Source organism: Pseudomonas sp. LBUM1671, from assembly GCF_059695685.1.
This window is the reverse complement of sequence record NZ_CP166782.1, coordinates 5,268,579-5,287,500: the sequence shown is the minus strand read 5'-3', so window position 1 is coordinate 5,287,500 and position 18,922 is coordinate 5,268,579. Positions and strand designations below refer to the sequence as shown.

The 18,922-nt window shown below is 59.0% G+C and carries 14 protein-coding genes and 2 rRNA genes (1 of these 16 running past the window's edge); 8 read left to right on the top strand and 8 right to left on the bottom strand.

Translation table 11 applies throughout. The features are described from left to right. The 5 genes from ACA060_RS24430 to ACA060_RS24410 all read left to right on the top strand — a co-directional run. Nucleotides 1-1,728 (top strand): 23S ribosomal RNA (locus ACA060_RS24430) (it extends 1,164 nt beyond the left edge of the window). 173 nt (nt 1,729-1,901) lie between these two features. Further along, nucleotides 1,902-2,017, top strand: a 5S ribosomal RNA gene (rrf, locus tag ACA060_RS24425). A 147-nt stretch (nt 2,018-2,164) separates the two neighbouring features. Continuing rightward, nucleotides 2,165-2,824 (top strand): paraquat-inducible protein A, encoded by a 660-nt coding sequence (locus tag ACA060_RS24420; protein ID WP_109634855.1) that lies wholly within the window; start codon nt 2,165-2,167, stop codon nt 2,822-2,824. Beyond that, nucleotides 2,811-3,434, top strand: coding sequence for a paraquat-inducible protein A (locus ACA060_RS24415; RefSeq protein WP_109634854.1), 624 nt, complete (start codon nt 2,811-2,813; stop codon nt 3,432-3,434). Before ACA060_RS24420 ends, ACA060_RS24415 begins: the two co-directional genes overlap by 14 nt. Further along, on the top strand, nt 3,427-5,730 hold the full coding sequence (locus ACA060_RS24410) for a PqiB family protein (RefSeq protein WP_109634852.1): 2,304 nt from the start codon (nt 3,427-3,429) through the stop codon (nt 5,728-5,730). Before ACA060_RS24415 ends, ACA060_RS24410 begins: the two co-directional genes overlap by 8 nt. A 204-nt stretch (nt 5,731-5,934) precedes the next feature. Here the strand turns inward: ACA060_RS24410 and mksF are convergent, their stop codons facing one another. From mksF to mksB, 3 genes are read right to left on the bottom strand one after another with little or no spacing between them, the layout of a single operon-like run. Then, nucleotides 5,935-8,775 carry an Mks condensin complex protein MksF gene (gene mksF / locus ACA060_RS24405; protein WP_109634850.1) on the bottom strand — a complete coding sequence of 947 codons (2,841 nt, stop codon included), beginning with the start codon at nt 8,773-8,775 and terminating at the stop codon, nt 5,935-5,937. Next, nucleotides 8,772-9,473, bottom strand: coding sequence for an Mks condensin complex protein MksE (mksE, locus tag ACA060_RS24400; protein WP_077749032.1), 702 nt, complete (start codon nt 9,471-9,473; stop codon nt 8,772-8,774). The genes mksF and mksE overlap by 4 nt, the downstream gene beginning before the upstream one ends. Next, nucleotides 9,463-10,740 (bottom strand): Mks condensin complex protein MksB, encoded by a 1,278-nt coding sequence (mksB, locus tag ACA060_RS24395; protein WP_162556247.1) that lies wholly within the window; start codon nt 10,738-10,740, stop codon nt 9,463-9,465. The genes mksE and mksB overlap by 11 nt, the downstream gene beginning before the upstream one ends. A gap of 219 nt (nt 10,741-10,959) precedes the next feature. On the opposite strand from mksB, the gene ACA060_RS24390 reads away from it, so the two are divergent. Together ACA060_RS24390 and rimI are read left to right on the top strand one after the other, a co-directional pair. Further along, the gene (locus ACA060_RS24390; protein ID WP_497318346.1) at nt 10,960-11,721 is read left to right on the top strand and encodes an energy transducer TonB; all 762 of its coding nucleotides are present in this window, start codon (nt 10,960-10,962) and stop codon (nt 11,719-11,721) included. Next, entirely contained in the window at nt 11,714-12,166 is a 453-nt protein-coding gene (gene rimI, locus ACA060_RS24385; RefSeq protein WP_008145534.1) for a ribosomal protein S18-alanine N-acetyltransferase, read from the top strand. Before ACA060_RS24390 ends, rimI begins: the two co-directional genes overlap by 8 nt. A 107-nt stretch (nt 12,167-12,273) precedes the next feature. Here rimI and ACA060_RS24380 read toward each other — a convergent pair whose 3' ends face one another. Further along, nucleotides 12,274-12,678, bottom strand: coding sequence for a serine kinase/phosphatase (locus ACA060_RS24380; protein WP_109634842.1), 405 nt, complete (start codon nt 12,676-12,678; stop codon nt 12,274-12,276). Nucleotides 12,679-12,819: 141 nt separating this feature from the next. Between ACA060_RS24380 and can the strand changes: the two genes are divergently transcribed. Continuing rightward, entirely contained in the window at nt 12,820-13,464 is a 645-nt protein-coding gene (gene can, locus ACA060_RS24375) for a carbonate dehydratase (protein WP_131063236.1), read from the top strand. A gap of 6 nt (nt 13,465-13,470) precedes the next feature. Here the strand turns inward: can and ACA060_RS24370 are convergent, their stop codons facing one another. From ACA060_RS24370 to ACA060_RS24355, 4 genes are all read right to left on the bottom strand, one after another. Further along, on the bottom strand, nt 13,471-13,995 hold the full coding sequence (locus ACA060_RS24370) for an SET domain-containing protein-lysine N-methyltransferase (RefSeq protein ID WP_497313707.1): 525 nt from the start codon (nt 13,993-13,995) through the stop codon (nt 13,471-13,473). Between the two features lie 178 nt (nt 13,996-14,173). Beyond that, a complete protein-coding gene (locus ACA060_RS24365; protein ID WP_497313705.1) occupies nt 14,174-15,340 on the bottom strand; it encodes a hypothetical protein in 1,167 nt (388 codons plus the stop codon). Between the two features lie 74 nt (nt 15,341-15,414). After that, nucleotides 15,415-17,088, bottom strand: a complete 1,674-nt coding sequence (locus ACA060_RS24360; RefSeq protein ID WP_497313703.1) for a J domain-containing protein — start codon at nt 17,086-17,088, stop codon at nt 15,415-15,417. A gap of 11 nt (nt 17,089-17,099) precedes the next feature. Beyond that, nucleotides 17,100-18,797 carry a molecular chaperone HscC gene (locus ACA060_RS24355; protein WP_497313701.1) on the bottom strand — a complete coding sequence of 566 codons (1,698 nt, stop codon included), beginning with the start codon at nt 18,795-18,797 and terminating at the stop codon, nt 17,100-17,102. Nucleotides 18,798-18,922: the final 125 nt, after the last annotated feature.

Here is an 18,922-nt window from a genome sequence, read left to right as displayed (position 1 = left end):
AGGTGATGCGGTAGAGGAGCGTTCTGTAAGCCTGTGAAGGTGAGTTGAGAAGCTTGCTGGAGGTATCAGAAGTGCGAATGCTGACATGAGTAACGACAATGGGTGTGAAAAACACCCACGCCGAAAGACCAAGGTTTCCTGCGCAACGTTAATCGACGCAGGGTTAGTCGGTCCCTAAGGCGAGGCTGAAAAGCGTAGTCGATGGAAAACAGGTTAATATTCCTGTACTTCTGGTTATTGCGATGGAGGGACGGAGAAGGCTAGGCCAGCTTGGCGTTGGTTGTCCAAGTTTAAGGTGGTAGGCTGGAATCTTAGGTAAATCCGGGATTCTAAGGCCGAGAGCTGATGACGAGTGTTCTTTTAGAACACGAAGTGGTTGATGCCATGCTTCCAAGAAAAGCTTCTAAGCTTCAGGTAACCAGGAACCGTACCCCAAACCGACACAGGTGGTTGGGTAGAGAATACCAAGGCGCTTGAGAGAACTCGGGTGAAGGAACTAGGCAAAATGGCACCGTAACTTCGGGAGAAGGTGCGCCGGTGAGGGTGAAGCATTTACTGCGTAAGCCCATGCCGGTCGAAGATACCAGGCCGCTGCGACTGTTTATTAAAAACACAGCACTCTGCAAACACGAAAGTGGACGTATAGGGTGTGACGCCTGCCCGGTGCCGGAAGGTTAATTGATGGGGTTAGCTAACGCGAAGCTCTTGATCGAAGCCCCGGTAAACGGCGGCCGTAACTATAACGGTCCTAAGGTAGCGAAATTCCTTGTCGGGTAAGTTCCGACCTGCACGAATGGCGTAACGATGGCGGCGCTGTCTCCACCCGAGACTCAGTGAAATTGAAATCGCTGTGAAGATGCAGTGTATCCGCGGCTAGACGGAAAGACCCCGTGAACCTTTACTATAGCTTTGCACTGGACTTTGAATTTGCTTGTGTAGGATAGGTGGGAGGCTTTGAAGCGTGGACGCCAGTTCGCGTGGAGCCAACCTTGAAATACCACCCTGGCAACTTTGAGGTTCTAACTCAGGTCCGTTATCCGGATCGAGGACAGTGTATGGTGGGTAGTTTGACTGGGGCGGTCTCCTCCTAAAGAGTAACGGAGGAGTACGAAGGTGCGCTCAGACCGGTCGGAAATCGGTCGTAGAGTATAAAGGCAAAAGCGCGCTTGACTGCGAGACAGACACGTCGAGCAGGTACGAAAGTAGGTCTTAGTGATCCGGTGGTTCTGTATGGAAGGGCCATCGCTCAACGGATAAAAGGTACTCCGGGGATAACAGGCTGATACCGCCCAAGAGTTCATATCGACGGCGGTGTTTGGCACCTCGATGTCGGCTCATCACATCCTGGGGCTGAAGCCGGTCCCAAGGGTATGGCTGTTCGCCATTTAAAGTGGTACGCGAGCTGGGTTTAGAACGTCGTGAGACAGTTCGGTCCCTATCTGCCGTGGACGTTTGAGATTTGAGAGGGGCTGCTCCTAGTACGAGAGGACCGGAGTGGACGAACCTCTGGTGTTCCGGTTGTCACGCCAGTGGCATTGCCGGGTAGCTATGTTCGGAATAGATAACCGCTGAAAGCATCTAAGCGGGAAACTAGCCTCAAGATGAGATCTCACTGGGACCTTGAGTCCCCTGAAGGGCCGTCGAAGACTACGACGTTGATAGGTTGGGTGTGTAAGCGCTGTGAGGCGTTGAGCTAACCAATACTAATTGCCCGTGAGGCTTGACCATATAACACCCAAGCAATTTGCTTGCTTCGAGCCCAAAGGCGAAAGAGCACCAGATTGCGGTGTGTGAAGACGAAACGAACCGAAAGTTCGAGATACTCACAAAACACCAAGCTGTCACATACCCATTCGCTGGAGCGTGAACCCGCAAGGGCCCATGACCTGGCTACCGAATTTCTTGACGACCATAGAGCATTGGAACCACCTGATCCCATCCCGAACTCAGCAGTGAAACGATGCATCGCCGATGGTAGTGTGGGGTTTCCCCATGTGAGAGTAGGTCATCGTCAAGATTAAATTCCGAAACCCCAATTGCGAAAGCAGTTGGGGTTTTGTTTTGCCCGCAGGAAAGTACTGCTTCGGTACAACACAAATTTGCACAGTTATTTTCGAGCCATGACACTAGAATAGGCCCAACTTTTTCGGAGGCCAGAGCCTTTATGCCAGATCCGGTTGACGCCCCTGGGCTGTCAGAATTACCGCTGGACGACTTGGTGGCGTGCCATGAGTGTGACTTGCTCATGCGCAAGCCCCAACTCGCCCATGGCGAGAAAGCCTTATGCCCACGCTGTGGTTACGAGCTCTACGCCCATCGCCATAACGTGGTGCAGCGCAGTCTCGCGTTGGTCATCGCCGCTTTGCTGTTGTACATCCCGGCGAACTTTTTACCCATCATGCAGCTCAATCTACTCGGGCAATCGTCGCAAGACACCGTCTGGACCGGCGTTGTCGGCTTGTTCGACACCGGCATGCAAGGCGTCTCGGTGATTGTGTTCCTGTGCAGCATGGGAATTCCGCTGCTCAAGCTGCTCTGCCAATTGGCCGTGCTGTTGACCATCCGCTTTGATATCGGACGCAGCTACGGCTTGTTGCTCTACCGCATTTACCACCATCTACGGGACTGGGGGATGCTCGAGGTTTACCTCATGGGCGTACTGGTAGCGATCGTCAAGCTGGCAGATATGGCAGCCATTACCGTAGGCCTTGGTTTGGCGTGTTTCATCAGTTTGTTGTTGGTCCAGGTCTGGTTGGAGGTTGTGATGTCACCTCATCAGATCTGGCAGGCTTTGTCAGGAGAGGATGCCCATGCGGGCGATTGATGCAGGCATTCTGATTTGCACCGAATGCCATGAATTGAACAAGCAGGAAGCCGACACCGACGAGCAGACCTGCACCCGTTGCGGTGCGCTGGTGCACGCCCGTCGTCCGAACAGTCTGGTGCGTACCTGGGCGCTGCTGATAACCGGCGCGATTCTCTATATCCCGGCCAATGTGCTGCCGATCATGACCGTCAGCTCATTGGGGCAGGGCGATCCGAGTACGATCATGTCCGGTGTCATCCAGCTGGTTCAGCACGGCATGATTCCCATCGCCGCCGTAGTTTTTATCGCCAGTATTCTGGTACCAACGTTCAAACTGGTAGGCATCGCGCTGCTGCTGTTTTCAGTGCAACGTCGCCAGCCACTCTCGGCACGCCAGCGAATCTGGATGTACCGCTTTATCGAGTTCATCGGCCGCTGGTCGATGCTGGACATCTTTGTGATCGCCATCCTGGTGGCGGTCGTGAATTTCGGACGGCTCGCCAGCGTCGAAGCCAATCTTGGCGCCATCGCTTTCGCCAGTGTGGTGATTCTGACGATGCTTGCCGCAGTTACTTTCGATCCCCGACTGATTTGGGATAACACGGAGTCGGACGACGACCATGACTGATTTGCCTACAGCTAAAACCCGACCGGCCTCGAACTGGTCTGCCATCTGGGTGTTGCCCCTGATCGCCCTGATCATCGGCGGCTGGCTCGGCTGGCGTGCCTACAGCGAAACCGGCATCGAGATTCAGGTGCGTTTCGAAAGCGGTGAAGGCATTCAGGCCAACAAGACTGAAGTCGTCTACAAAGGCATGTCAGTCGGCAAGGTGAAAACCCTCAAGCTCGATGATGAAGGCAGCTCCAAAGGGGTGATCGCCACCGTCGAGATGAACAAGGACGTGGAGCAATACCTCAAGACCAGCACCCGCTTCTGGCTGGTCAAACCCAGCGTGACCCTGGCTGGTATCACCGGGCTGGAAACACTGGTGTCCGGTAACTACGTGGCCATCAGTCCCGGCGAGGGCGAGCCGACCCGCAAGTTCAAAGCCCTGGCCGAAGAGCCCCCTCTGTCGGACTCCCAGCCCGGTCTGCACCTCACCATCAAGGCTGATCGTCTCGGTTCACTGAACCGTGGCAGCCCGGTGTTCTACAAGCAGATCAAAGTTGGCCAGGTCAAAAGCTACTTGCTGTCGGAAGACCAAAGCACTGTCGAACTCAAAGTCTTCATTGAGCCCACCTACGCCAATCTGGTGCGCAAACACACGCGTTTCTGGAACGCCAGCGGCATCAGCATCGACGCCAACCTGTCGGGTGTGAAAGTGCGCAGCGAATCGCTCGCCAGCATCGTCGCAGGCGGTATGGCGTTCGCCACGCCGGAGAACCGCAAGGACAGCCCGCCCACCGATCCGAGCCTGCCATTCCGTCTCTACGAGGATTTCGATGCCGCCGCTGCCGGTATTCGGGTAAAGGTCAAATTGAGCGATTTCGAAGGCCTGCAGGCCGGCCGTACACCGGTCATGTACAAAGGCATCCAGGTCGGCAACCTGAAAGCGCTGAAGGTCGATGCGGACCTGAATGCCGCCACTGCCGAATTGACCCTTGACCCACTGGCCGAGGATTATCTGGTCGAAGGCACTCAGTTCTGGGTAGTCAAACCGTCGATTTCCCTTGCCGGTATCACCGGTCTGGAGGCCTTGGTCAAAGGTAACTACATCGCTGTGCGACCGGGCGACAAAGGGGCTGCGCCGCAACGTGAGTTCGTTGCCAGGCCCAAGGCGCCGCCGCTGGACCTGCGTTCGCCCGGCCTGCACCTGGTGTTGTTCACCGAGAATCTGGGGTCGCTGGAAGTCGGCAGTCCGATTCTCTACAAGCAGGTCAAGGTCGGTTCGGTGCAGAGCTATCAGTTCTCCAAGAAGAAGAAGCAACTGGTGATCGGTGTCCACATCGAGAAGGAGTACGAAGGCCTGGTCAACGCGTCGACCCGCTTCTGGAACGCCAGCGGCATCACGCTCACAGGCGGATTGACTGGCGGAATCCAGGTCAAAAGCGAGTCGCTGCAAAGCCTGATGGCCGGCGGTATCGCTTTCGAAACCCCAGAAGCCAAGGCGCCGTTGCAGAAGCGCATTCCACGTTTTCGCCTGTTCGCCAACCATGAGGAGGCCAATCAGAAAGGCACCGTGGTCACCATCAAGGTTGATCGCGCCGATGGTTTGCACAGCGGCACCCCCGTGAGATTCAAAGGCCTGGACGTTGGCAAGATTGAAGACGTCGACCTCAGTGATGACCTGCAATCGGTGATGCTCACCGCACGAATCACCGAAGTGCCGGAGCGCATTGCCCGGGTCGGCAGCCAATTTTGGGTGGTCAAGCCTGAGCTGGGCCTGATCAAGACTTCTAACCTGGAAACATTGGTCACCGGCCAATACATTGAAGTACAGCCCGCGCCGAAGAACCTCGGCCCGCAGAAGAACTTCGTCGCCCTGGCCACTCCACCGGAATCGGCCAAACAGGAAGCCGGTTTGAGTCTGGTTCTGAGCGCCGCTCGCCGTGGGTCCTTGAAAACCGGTGTGCCGGTGACGTACCGCGAGGTCACCGTGGGCAAAGTGACGGGCTATGAATTGGGCCAGACCGCTGATCGTGTCTTGGTACACATCCTGATCGAGCCGAAATACGCGCCATTGGTGCGCAGCGGCACGCGTTTCTGGAACACCAGCGGTTTCGGTTTCGACTACGGCTTGTTCAAAGGCGCGACGGTAAGGACTGAATCCCTTGAAACGTTGATTCAGGGCGGCATCGCCTTCGCAACGCCAGATGGTGATCGCATGGGTAGCCCAGCGCGGCCTGAGCAGACGTTCCCGTTGTTCGACAAGTTTGAAGATGAGTGGCTGACCTGGGCGCCGAAGATTTCACTCGGTAAATAGCGGGACGTTGATTGGGCGTCTGTGATGACGCCTTCGCGAGCAAGCCCGCTCCCACACTGAATTTGTGCACGGCGCAGAAACAATGTGGGAGCGGGCTTGCTCGCGAAGAGGCCGCCTTGGAGTCCACTACAAGTCTCGCACCATAAAAAAGGCCGCAATCCATTGGATCGCGGCCTTTTTTATTGCCTTCGATTTAACGCCAAATCAGACCGCATCCAGCTCCGGCTCGTCCGCCTGTGCAACAACAGCAGCCTTCACCTCATCATGCCGGCGAATGTACTTCCAGTCCGCCTCATCGATGTAGATCCCGTTCGGCCCGCTGCCACCTTCCAGGTCAATCGCCACACTGGCGCAGACCTGCGGCTTCACACTCGCCAGGATCGGCACGAAGCCCAGCTGCAGGCTGGTTTCCAGCAACGCGGCCTGGTTCTTCTCATCGATGTCCGCCGCCTCGTCGAGGTAGTACGGCAGACGCACGCGACCGGCCTGGTCGCGGTCCATCAAGTGCAGCAACAAATACATGTTGGTCAGCGCCTTGATGGTCATCGTGGTGCCGTTGGAGGCCGCGCCGTCGATGTCAGTGTGAATCACCGGTTGACCGTTGACCTTGGTGATCTCGAACGCCAGTTCGAACAAGTCCTTGAGGCCGAGCTGGTTGTGGTTCGCCGCCACCAGCCGTGCCAGGTATTCCTTGGCTTCTTCGTTCTTGTTGTCCTGATCGGCACTTTGGCTCAGGTCGAAGACGGAGAGGGTTTCGCCTTCTTCGTACTGGCCGGCACTGTGGATGATCTGGTCGATGTGCTTGAGCGCTTCCTTGTTCGGCGCGAGCACGATGCGGAAGCTCTGCAGGTTGGAGACCTGACGTTTGTTGATCTCACGGTTGAACAGCGCCAGTTGATGCTCGAGGCTGTCGTAGTCGCTGCGGATGTTGCGCAGGGTCCGGGCGATGTCGGTGACCGCCGCACGGCGGGCCTTGCCAAGAGTCAGGGCTTCGTCGGTACGGTGCGCATAGGCGTTGATCAGCAGTTGCAGGCGACGCTCCATATCGTCTTCGCTGTCGAACTTGGCCACGCCTTTGAGACGGACCTGAGCGTACAACGCCTCGATCTGACCGTCGCTGCGCTGCAAACCCTGCCAACTGTCCTGGTAGTCGTTGAGCAGGGGCAGCAGGTTGTCCATGGAATCATCGATAGGGTCCATGAACGGCGTGCCGAACGGCAGGTCTGCCGGCAACAGCTGGCGGCGGCGCAAGGCGTCGTCGAGGGTGCGTTGCTTGGCTTCCATGTCGCCGATCTGCCGGCCGACCAGTTGCAGCTTGGCCGACAGTTGCTGGACGCGTTCGGTGAAGGCATCGCTGGAACGCTTCAATTCGTCCTGCGCCGCTTCCATCTGCGCCAGTTGTTCGAGTTTGTCGCCTTCCTCGGCACTCAGGGTTTGCGCGCGACGGAAATCTTCCAGGGCTTTCTGCGCGTCCAGCACTTGCTGGTACAGCGCTTCGGTCTGGGTCTTGCTCGCGGCACGGTCGGCGGCCACGGCCGCCTGGGTTTTAAGCTGCTTGAGTTCTTTGTCCAGACGCTCTTTCTGATCGCGCAATGCCGCGCGGTCAGCCAAAGCTTGCAGGGCCGGCGGCTCGATGTGCGAGATGTCGATGGACAGTCCCGGCACTTCGAAGCGCTCGCCTTTGAAACCGTCGAGGATCAACTCCATGGACTTGACCCACTGACCGTCCTCGTCCAGCGTAATGCCGTGTTCGCCCAGCGGCAGGCTGAACAGTGCGCTGTTGAACAGGCGCATCAGACGCTCGACGTCCTGTTGCGAGAATTCCTCGCGCAGACGGGCGTAGCTGTTGTTGTCGGCGTGATCGAGTTGCTGTTTCACCGACTTCAGGCGTTTTTCCAGGTCCCGCAGACGTTCTTCCAGGTCTTCGGCAGAGAACTGCCGCGACTGCGCCAGTGCACCGGCCAGTTCGTCGTGCGCGTCCTTGGCCGCGAGCAGTTGCTGCTCCAGCACTTTGACGTCATCAACCAACGCGAAGCGATGCTTGAGCACCGACAGCTCGCCGAGCCAGCGCTGGATGCCGGTGATTTCCCGCTCCAGGCGCATCAGCTCCTGAGTGCCGCCGCGCTGATCGTTTTGCAGCGCGTCCTGCTCGTTGCGGTAGTGCTCGGCCTGAATCGTCAGCTCTTCCTTGCGCGCACTGGCGTAATCCGACCAGGTGCCAAGCAACGAATCGAGCAGCGGCGAGATCCGGTGCAGCTTGCCGCGCAGGATATTGCGCTGGGTCACGCCTGCCGCAAGGGCTTCGACCAATGGGCCGGCAGTCACCAGCGAGTTGTAGTCCTGTTCCATGCGACGGACATCGCGGAACGCTTCTTCGCACGCGGCGATGTAATCGACGCTGCCGGAGCGCAGGCTGTGTTCAAACGCATCGAGGAACAGCTGCTTGAGCTTGGCCGCGGTGATTTCGCGCATGTGCAGCAAGTTGATGAACAGGGCGCGGAAGGTCTTCAGGCTCTGCTCGCTGGTGGAGCGCAGCGGGATCAGCGTCAGGTCCAGGGGGATCGAAGTGTGGCCGCCGACCAGCAAACGACGCAGTTCATCCGGTTTGAGTTCGTAGGCTTTCAGGCCTTCGCGCTCAAGGTTGGTGAACAATTCTTTCTGACGCAGGCAGGTGTCGTTCTTCTGGTAATGGGCCAGATCCAGTTTGCCGGCGTAGGCGAAGAACTGGTGACCGAAACCACCGCCCGGGCCGCGACCGACCACGCCGATCACGTGCGGGCCGTGGGGGAGGGACACTTCGACCAGGATGTAACTGGTGTCCGAAGCGAAGTAGAAACGGCGGGATTGTTCCAGGCTGTACTTGCCGAAACTCATGTCCGACATGCGCGCCAGAATCGGGAACTGCAAGGCGTTGATCGATGCGGATTTACCGAGGTTGTTCGCGCCGTAGACCGACAACGGTTCTTCCAGCGGGAACAAGCCGAGGCTGTAACCGGCGGTGTTCAAAAGGGCGAAGCGGCGAATGCCGTAGCGTTCCTTGCTCATGCGTCGGTCTCCTGTTCTTCGGCAATGGCGCGGGCCATGGCGTCTTCTTCGCTTTCTTCTTCGAAGTCACTGAGGTCTAGCGGATCGTCGGTTTGCAGCAGTTTTTCGTCGCTATCGTCGTCGATCAATACTGGAACCGGCAACGGCAACACGCTGTGCAGGCTGGCCGCCAGGTCGCGGTCCTGCTGAACCGACAGGCAGACATCAAGGAAGCGGTGCATCGGCGGCAGGAAACGGTAGATGCCGTTTTCTTCGCCAGCGAAGCCGAGCTGAGTCATGCGGCGCATGATCTTTTCTTCGAGTTCTTCGACGGTCTGTACTTCGGCCTGGATAAACAGGTCGCGGTATTTTTCCAACAAGGACGGCAACTCATCACGGCCAAGGCTGCCACCGTCGAGCACGGCGACCGGGTCACGGCCCTGATCCGCCAGGTGCTCGACGAGGATGAAAGTGAACAGCGCCAGACGTTGTGCGGTCTTGTTCACTGCTGCGGCGGCGAGGTCCGGCACGAAATAGTAGAAACCACGGGTGTCGCAGACCAACTCATAACCCAGCGCCCGGAACAGCGTGCGGTACTGGTCCTGGAAGTTCGACAGTTGCGCGTACAGTTCCGGATCGCGGCGGCTGACGTGATAGCCCTTGAACAGTTCGCGGAAGATCGGCGCGAGTTGGGACAGTTCGGATAGATCAAGATGCATGTGGGGTGCTCGCAGAATCCTCGGCGGCGGTATCGCGGGCCGAGAGCAGGGCGAAGGAGCGCAGGCTGACCTGATGCTCGTGAGTGTGGTAATCGCGGCGTTCCAGACGCTCGCGTGTGAAGCGCTTTTCCCGCGACAAGCGCGAGAACCAGTAAAGCAATTCGTCGGTAGCGCCGTCCGGTTCCTGCTCGAGCAGCCAGGTCATCAGGTCTGGCATCGGCAGGGCGTCTTCGCAGCGTTCGAGCATTTCGCGAACGGTGCGTGGCGCGCGCGGGGCTTCGCCTTTCTGCGTCTTGTGAGCCTTGGGGAACCGCGCCGGTTTCGGCTCGAAGCGGGCCAGGGCGTACACGTAGGCTTCGACTTGGCTGGCACTGCCAAGGAAGGTGCTTTGCGGCCGGGTAAACATCGGCATTGCCGCTTGCGGCACCGCGTCGATGCCTTTGCGACGGATGGCCGACAAGGCCAGCGCCGCGCCACGGGTCACAGCGTTGTGACGGCGGGCTTCTTCACGCAGTGGCAGCAGCAGTTCGCGGGCATGACGCAGGGTCAGTTGGGCGCTGGTCTGCATTTCGAGGATGCGCGCGTGGGTGCGCAGCAGCATGTCGTCGTCGACCAGATGGCCGAGGCGCTGCTGCTCGGTGAGCATTTTCAGCAGGACGTTTTCGACTTTGCGCACGCCTTGTTCGAAGGCGCCGTCGGCGTTCACCAGCTGAATCATCGGCTCGACGTATTCGTCCCAGGTCGCCAGTACTTCAGCGTAACGCTGACGCAGCGGGATCTGCCGATCGCTGGTCTTGGCGCGTTCGGCGACGGCCACCAGGGCCTGTTCGTCGTTGGCCAGTTTCTTCAGAACATCGCGTACGCGCATGTCGAGCAGGCGCAATTGACGTGCAAGGTCGTGGCCGTCGCGGATGTCGAAGGCGTCCTGGATATAACCGGCCAGGCGTTCGAGGTGGCGCAAATAGGCTTCGATTTCCAGGCACAGGCCCAGACGGTGCTCTCGGCGCAGGTACGCGAGGAAGTCGTGGATCTGCGCGTTGAGCTCGAAACGGTTCGGGCTTTTCGCCACGGGAACCAGAATGTCGAGGCGGATCCACACGTCCAGCAGGCTGGTGATGTCCTGCGGCGTACTGTCGAGTTGCTGGGCGGCCAACTGTGAACGCAGTTCGTTGAGGCTCAAGGTGCCCTGGTCGAAGTGCTCGCACAGTGGCTCCAAAAGTGCCCAGTGTTCAGCGAGGGCGCGCAAGACGCGCTTGGGTTCGATCATCGGAATGGCCGGCTGGTTGGCGATTAAAAGCCGCGATTGTACTGCATCGGGACCGATGCGATTCACTCTCGGGACAGGCTGTAGCTGTTTCTAAGGGAAAGAGTATCGATCAAGCGCGGGCGATCTTGAGCGAAGGGCGGTAGAATCACCGCACTTTAGTTATCCACAAGTGGCCGACCTTTGCTAATCGAGTCCCGTCGCCGCGCCTATTTGACCGCCATGCAGGTGGTCAACTGGCTGCCGCGCACCGAATTGCCCTTTGCCGCGCCCTCGCGTCCCGAGTTGCTGGAGATCTCGGAGCCGCTGATCGTCGCGCCTGTGGTGCCGGTCTCTGCGCCAGCGCCTGCCGCCAACGCCGCCAACGCCGCCGCTGCGCCGGTGGTGACGCCGAAGGAACGGGTCAAGATCGAAGTGCCGCGCCCCTCGTTGGCCAGCACGCGCACGAACGCCAAGGTCGAAGAAGAGGCCGCGCCGGTCGCGGTCAAAGCGCCGGTCGTGCCGCCACCGCGTTTTTCCCTGCAATTGCTGCGCGCCGGTCGTTGCCTGCTGTTGGTCGAGTTACCCACAGGCGAAACGTTCCAGACCCGCGACCCTGCTTATCTGCTGCTCAAGGACATGCTGCGTGCCGCCGGTCTGCCGGACAGCCCGCAGATCATCGGTGAGCCGGTACGCTGGCCGCTGCTGGTCCGGGGTACCATGGACCAGGGCCCGGAAGCCGCTCGGGATTTCGTGCAAGGTTTCCTCTCGGCCCGACTGGAAGACGCTCCGTGTGTCTGCGTGTGGCTGATCGGCTTGCCGGCCGTGCGTTTTGCCGGTGAGGCAAATGCCGAATCCTTCAACCGCGAACTCCAGGTCGAAGGCCTGGGCTCGGTCTGGGCTCTGCCGGGCCTGGAATTATTAATGGAAGAGCCACAGCGTAAGGCTGATGTCTGGCAAGCCATGCGTCGGCTGATGGCGCGCTGGAAAGAATCAAATGAGTGACGCTGTATCGTTCCGCCCGATGACCGAGGCCGACCTCGACGCTGTACTGAAAATCGAATACGCGGCCTACAGCCATCCCTGGACCCGCGGGATTTTTCTCGATGGGCTGGGTAAATATCAGATCTGGCTGATGTTCGAAGGCCAGCAGCAAGTCGGTCATGGCGTGGTGCAGATCATCCTTGATGAAGCGCACCTGCTGAACATCACCGTCAAGCCGGAGAATCAGGGCCGTGGCCTGGGTTTGACGCTGCTGGAGCATTTGATGTCCCGGGCGTATGACGCCAAGGCGCGAGAGTGTTTCCTGGAAGTGCGCGACAGCAACCGTGGGGCGTTCAAGTTGTATGAGCGGTATGGGTTTAACGAGATTGGTCGTCGTCGGGATTACTACCCGGCGGTGGGCGGGCGAGAAGATGCCGTGGTCATGGCCTGCACCCTCGTTGATTGAACCACAGCTATTGTGGCGAGGGAGCTTGCTCCCGCTAGGCCGCGAAGCGATCCTGAAATTTTACGACTGCTTCGCAGCCGAGCGGGAGCAAGCTCCCTCGCCACAGATCAACGATTACCATCCATCGGATCCCGCTTCGCCAGTTCCTCTTCATCCAGCCCATTGCCCCCGCCAATATCGTCTTCATCGACAATGCTCAAATCCCAATCCGCCTGATCGCCTTCACCGGCCTCATGGGCATCCCGCGCGCCGTCTTCACGGATCAACGTTTCCGGGCTCATGTCGTCGTCGGTAGACTCATGGTCATCAGTCGAGGCGCCGGTCATGCCGGCTTCACGCACGCGTTCGCGAGGCATCAGGCGCTCGCGTTCGTTTTCCGGTAACTCGTCGCCGATTTTCGCGCTGGGCTCTTCCTCGTCGAAGTCCAGCTCATGCATCGAACCCATGCGGTCTTCGTTATCATCGATGGGCTCGGGTTGCACCGCATCGTACGGACGTCGTGAATCAGTCATGGCAATTCCTCATACTGTGGGCCTTACTAGGGTGGACCCACTGAACTCCTGAGAATTCCACCGGCCATACTTGCATCAAGCGCGTGACCCCGACGGGCGGTTGTCTGTCAAACCAGCGCATCATTCTTGAGGCTTTACAGCATGAACGAATTACAAGATCTGATTGATAACAACGAACGCTGGGCCGAGGCGATCAAACAGGAAGATCCGGACTTCTTCTCCAAGCTGGCCCGCCAACAGACGCCGGAATACTTGTGGATTGGTTGTTCCGACGCCCGGGTGCCGGCGAACGAGATCGTCGGCATGCTGCCCGGCGACCTGTTCGTCCACCGCAACGTCGCCAATGTGGTGCTGCACACGGACCTCAACTGCCTGTCGGTGATTCAGTACGCGGTCGACGTGCTCAAGGTCAAACACATCCTCGTCACTGGCCACTATGGCTGCGGTGGTGTGCGCGCCTCGATGCAGGACCGTCAGTTGGGCCTGATCGACGGTTGGTTGCGCTCGATTCGTGACCTCTATTACGAAAAGCGCGAAGAACTGGCCGAGTTACCGACTGAAGAAGAGCGGGTTGACCGTCTCTGCGAGCTCAACGTGATCCAGCAAGTGGCCAACGTCGGCCACACCAGCATTGTGCAAAACGCCTGGCATCGCGGGCAGAACCTGTCGATCCACGGTTGCATCTATGGCATCAAGGATGGTCGCTGGAAAAGCCTGAACACGACCATCAGTGGTTTTGAGCAGTTGCCGCCGCAGTACCGTCTGCGTCCGGTCGAGACGCTGTAACGCCGTTCAGCAAAGACTGCGCCGACGCCAGTGGTGGTAATACAACTGGCCGTCGGCGTTTGGCGGCTCATCGTAGCCGGTGATCCACTCTCGGCATTCGGGACGACCGCAACAGCAGGCGAATTGGCGCAGCAGCTTGTCTTCGGTTGTGGCGAAGTCCATGGTCAAGTGGTCGCCTTTGCGGATGTCCTTCAGCGCCCACAGCCACAGTTCGCTCATGTCGAAAAAGACGTTGGGTGCGCAGGAGTGTTCCAGCAGTCCGCTGAAATGTGGGTCGTAGACGTGAATGCCCGGCGCCAGCTGCCGGGTATGCTGATTGCGGTAAGGCAGCAGATGCCCCGACACGCGGCAGAGTCGGCTGATCCGTGGGAAATCGCGCACGGCCGCAACGGCCACCGCCGATCCATTGGCGTTGTAGATAATCTCGAAATCCGCGCGAGAGGGAAATCCAAGGCTCAGCGGCAGCTCCGGGAATGGGTAGATTCCATCGGGAGGTTGCGCAACGGTCCCGGGCAGGGGTTTAGGTTTCATAACGATCCTTGTCGGCAGCGCGTTGCGATTTCAAAAACTGACGTCCTGTCAGCCCAGCAACACAGGGTGTCACCTCAAGATCTCGCAAATGAAACGAGAGGTCTACTGTCAGAACTGACAGGAGGAAAGTGCGCTTTTGCGCGTAAGCCTTCGCTCACGCGCAAAAGTGCAAGGGTGATTACAGCGCAGGTGCCGCAGTCACAGGTGCCGGGGCTTGCAACTGTTTGAGTTCGGACTGGATCGGCGTCGTCGCGCACTTGGCCACCGCTTGTTCAGGCGTCAGGTTACGGATCGAGGTGTAGAACAGCTCGCAGGTTTTTTCTTTCCGGGTCACTTGCCACGTCTGCGTGCAGCCTTTCAGCTGAACGGTCGGGTCAGTCCCGGGTTTGCTGCCCATACCAGCCTGCCAGCAGGCGGCGCTCAAGTCCTGGCCCATGACTTTCAGGCCCGCGGCGTCGGCCTTGGCCTGAGCATCCTCGCCGGTGTAGCTCTCCGGGTCGGCGGCGTACCAGATGTAGCTCGGGTGGTTGGAACCCAGCACCGGCACCTTCAACCCGGCGCTCGGGCTGATGGTGGCCAGGCCCAGCACATCAACGGTCGGCCCGTATTGCTGCTTGATCCAGTTACGCACCGGCGCGCCGAACGCGACCATCGGCAACGCGGCACCGCGGGCATTCTGACTGACTTCCTTGACCATGGTGGTCTGGTAGTCCTTGAAGTAGTCGTAGACCCCTTCCAGATCCTTGCCAGCACTGGAAGGTGCCGCAATTGGCGCGATATCGATGATGGTCTGGTAGCCCGGCGTCTGATCGGCGGGGATACCGTTGTCGGTCAGCAGCGTGGCCCAGCGATCGGTGGTGGCGGACCGCAGGTAATCCTGGGCCTGCGTCAGGGAGTAATCCGGCGGGAAATGCAGCAATTCGACACTTTTACGGTTTTCCAGGGCCATGCCCAACGGCAGGAACAAATACCAGCTGTAAGCCCACTTGCCATCAATGTTGAGCTTTTTGGCGCCGCTGTAGGCCAGATCACCGGCATTGAGCAGCGCGGACAACGGTTTGTCGTAACCCTTTGGCACGCCGCTGATGTCGGCGTAGAGCTGACCGTTATCGGTTTTGACCCGCACTTTCGCGGTGGTGTATCCGTCGCGCTGCACACTTTGGGTCAGGTAGTGCTCGACGGTCTGCTCAAGCGTCCAGTTGCGGAAACAGACGACGTTGCAGTTGTTGGGGTAGGCGAACAGCCGCGTGACGCGTTCGGTGCTGCCCAGTTTCAGATCGACATTGGCGTGGGCGGCGGCGCTCAGGGTGAGGGCTGCGAGGGTAAGTCCTGTCAGTTTGAACATGCTCAGATCCTTTTCAGCGTGGGACCGCGTTGATCGCGGGCGATAGTTACTTAAGCAGATCGGCCGGCAATCGCTCACCTGAACATCAAATGAGTCAGGTGATACTCCGGGAAATACATCCGGCACACGAAGGTGACGCCGACCATCACCAGCAAAAACACCAACTGCAACGGACTGAAGTGCGCCCAATGCAGCGCGGTCAGCCATGGACGCCTCGCGGCCAGTTCAGGGTCAAGCTGACCGATACGGCGCTTGTGCAAGAGACCGATCAGCATAAAACCGACATAAGTCACCACCCCCGGCCAACCCAACAGAATCCCGAACAGCAACGTGAGGATGGCTTGGGGAATACCATGTCGGATTACCAGCCAGCGGGTATCCGGGTTCCAGTGGCGGGGGACCAGGCCTTCGGTCAGCCACAGGTCATGGACAATGACGTGCGAGATGATCGGCACCCACCAGCTCATGGCGAAACGGAGGAACCAGACCGGAACGCAGGCGAATATCAACGGGATGCTGATGCTGTAGCCCAGGGATTTGTGCTCGGTCGGGAAATAAAACAAGAACAGCGCCAGCGCGATGCCCGCCCAGACTTGCACCCAGGTCTCGTCGGCAATGGGACGCGGCAGGAAACGTCGCCAGTGAAAAACATCGGCGAGGGGCAATCGTAAGCGCAACTCCGGGTAACGCCACTTGAGGGTTTGCGCGAGGTCATGACAGGCCTGCCATTCATTTTGGCCAAAGCCATCGATCATTTTCTTCTGCTGCCCGGGCTTCATCGGGTTCATCAGCAAATGCGCGGCCTGAACGTCAGCGGCCCAGGTCCGGCTGTCTTGCGCCTTGGCCTGCAGGCTTGCGTAGAAGCTTTCCTGATTGCAGCGCTCGATCAGTGTCTGCCAGAGCGACGCCGGTTCAGGATGAATGCCCTTTTCATCGTCCCAGCCAAACACCTGGCCGACACGGTCGAACAGCGGCAGGCTCCATTTGGAGTCGTTGAACAGTTGCAGGAGGATTCGCTGCCACTCCTGACGTCGATCGAACACCTGCAGCCAGGGTTGTTCTGTGTAACTTTTGAGCTGCGTAAGGAATTCCCGCTCTTTGCCGCCTTCGAGTAATTCCTGCAACGACTGCCGATAATCCTGCAGAAGTCCGCTGGCCAGCGCGTCTCGCTGCCAATCGGTCATCTCGATGTTTTGCCAGGGCGCGAGCCAATCGAGGTGCTGGACCGCCCAGGCGGCAATCGAATTGCGCAAGCCCGGATGATCGAAGCACAACGCCAGCAGCAACTTCTCAAACGCCTGGGCGCAGTGCTGTTGTTGTGCTTGCGCCCAGCGCTCGGACAGGTTCTGCGCCGAGAGCCCGTCGAGTAACGCACGTGCCGCCAACTCATCCGGCGCGACGTCCGGTTCGTGCAAGGCCTGGGGATCGGACAGTGCAAGATTCAGCGAGCGAAGAGGGGGTGGACTTTCAATGATCAGCGGACGCAGATCGAGCACATCGGACCACGCCTGGAGGTTGGCGTGATTCGGCTGTTCGACGACTTCGGTTGTTGCAACTTCAGGTTCTTCGGCGGCGTATTCGGCCCGCCATTGCGCAACGCTCAACGCTTGCTCATAGGCCTCACGCAAACGCTGAAAGCCTTCCGGATCTTCATCAGGCCGAAAGGTTTTCAGCAGTCGCGCATAGCTTCGCTTGATGGTGCGCGCGTCGGCGTCTTCGGGCAGTTCCAGCACAGACCAGCAATCCATGTGGCCGCTCCTTACTGCCAGAGGCCGTTGTCCAGCGTGCCCAGTTGCCGGGTCAGTTCGCTGCGCGCCTCACGGATCCCGCGTTCATCCTGGGAATCAAGCACGTGCTGAAACTGTTTGGCCCAATGACCGATCTGCTCACGCATCTGCCCCAGGCTTTCCTGATAGAGACGCTCAAGACGTGCCGTCAATACCGTGTTGACCTGCTGATCGCGCGGATGAATTTTCAACAACGCCAGGCCCTCCAGGCGCTGCTGAATTTCTTCGGGTGTGAGCACGCCGGGATTGTTCTCGATGACCAGCGAATGCTTGTCGCCCGTCAGCGGGATGACCACCTGGGCTTCGAGCAAACCGTTGTTGTCGTAGGTGAAGCGCACGTCGAGGGCGACTTCGCCGGCCTTGCGTTTCGGTACCTTGATGTCCAACTCGCCCAGCGCAACATTGTCTTTGACCAGGCGGCTTTCGCCCTGAAAGATCTTCAGCAGCACGTGCTCCTGATTATCTTGCAGCGTGTACACCGTCTTGACCCGGCTCACCGGCACGATGCTGTTGCGCTCGATGATCGGCAGGTAGTGACCGCTTTCATATTGCTGGCCGATCTGGGTAGTCGTCTCGATGCCCAGGGTGTAGGAACAGACGTCCGTCAGCACCACTTCTTCCAGCGCTGCGGAGCGTGCTTTCAACGCCGCTTGAATCGCCGCACCGTGTGCCACGACTTCGTCCGGATCGAGAGTGATCGAAGGAAAACGCCCAAACAGGCCGGCCGCCAGTTTGCGAACCAGCGGCATGCGCGTCGTACCGCCCACCAGCAGGATTTCGTCGAGGTCACTGACGCGAATCCGCGCGTCTCTCAGGGCCCGCTCGATCGGTGTGCGCAGGCGTTCGAGTAACGGCGTGTAGAGCGTCGCCAATTGTTGTTGGGTGATGGTTTGCGTCCATTGCTGGCCATCGACCCGCAGGCTGAATTCGGCGCTGCTGTCCTGACCCAGGGCTTTGCGCACGCGCTCGGCCTCACGACGCAACGGCTGGATGATGCTGGTGCGGTCAGGAAAGTTATCGGTGTTGCGATGGTGTTCGAGAAAGTGCTCAAGCAGCACGCTGTCGAAATCTTCGCCACCGAGGAAGTTGTCGCCGGCGCTGGCGCGCACTTCCATGACCCCGTCGAAGAGCTCCAGGATCGACACGTCGAAGGTGCCGCCACCGAGGTCGAACACCAGAAACGAAGTTTCCTTGTCCCGTTGGTGCAACCCATACGCCAGCGCAGCCGCAGTCGGCTCGTTGATCAGTTTTTCAACTTTCAATCCAGCCAGTTCACCGGCAATGCGCGTGGCCTTGCGCTGGGCATCGCTGAAGTAGGCCGGCACGCTGATCACCGCTTCATGCACGGTTTCGCCGAAGGCCCGCTCGACGTCTTCCTTCAGGCTTTTGAGCACCAGCGCCGAAAGCTCCTCGGGACGGAATGACCGGTCTCCCAGACGCACTTGCGTGGCGCTGCCCATGTGCCGCTTGAACAGCGAAGTGGTCTGACGCGGGTGAGTGTGCAAACGCTCGCGGGCGGCCTGGCCGACCAATACGCGGCCCTGATCATCGAGACCGACCACGCTGGGAGTGAGGAACTGGCCCAAGGCATTGGGCACCAACTCGCTGGACTCCCCACGCCAGACGGCGACGAGGCTGTTGGTGGTCCCCAGGTCAATCCCTACGATCATGCGATGAACTCCCTTTCCGGCCTGCAAAAAGTTGAAACAGATAATATTCGCGCAAGGATATTACCGGAGCAGCGGGGCGGTAAAGGAAAGTAGTGGCACTGAGCTATTATTTGCGACGGGGCGCA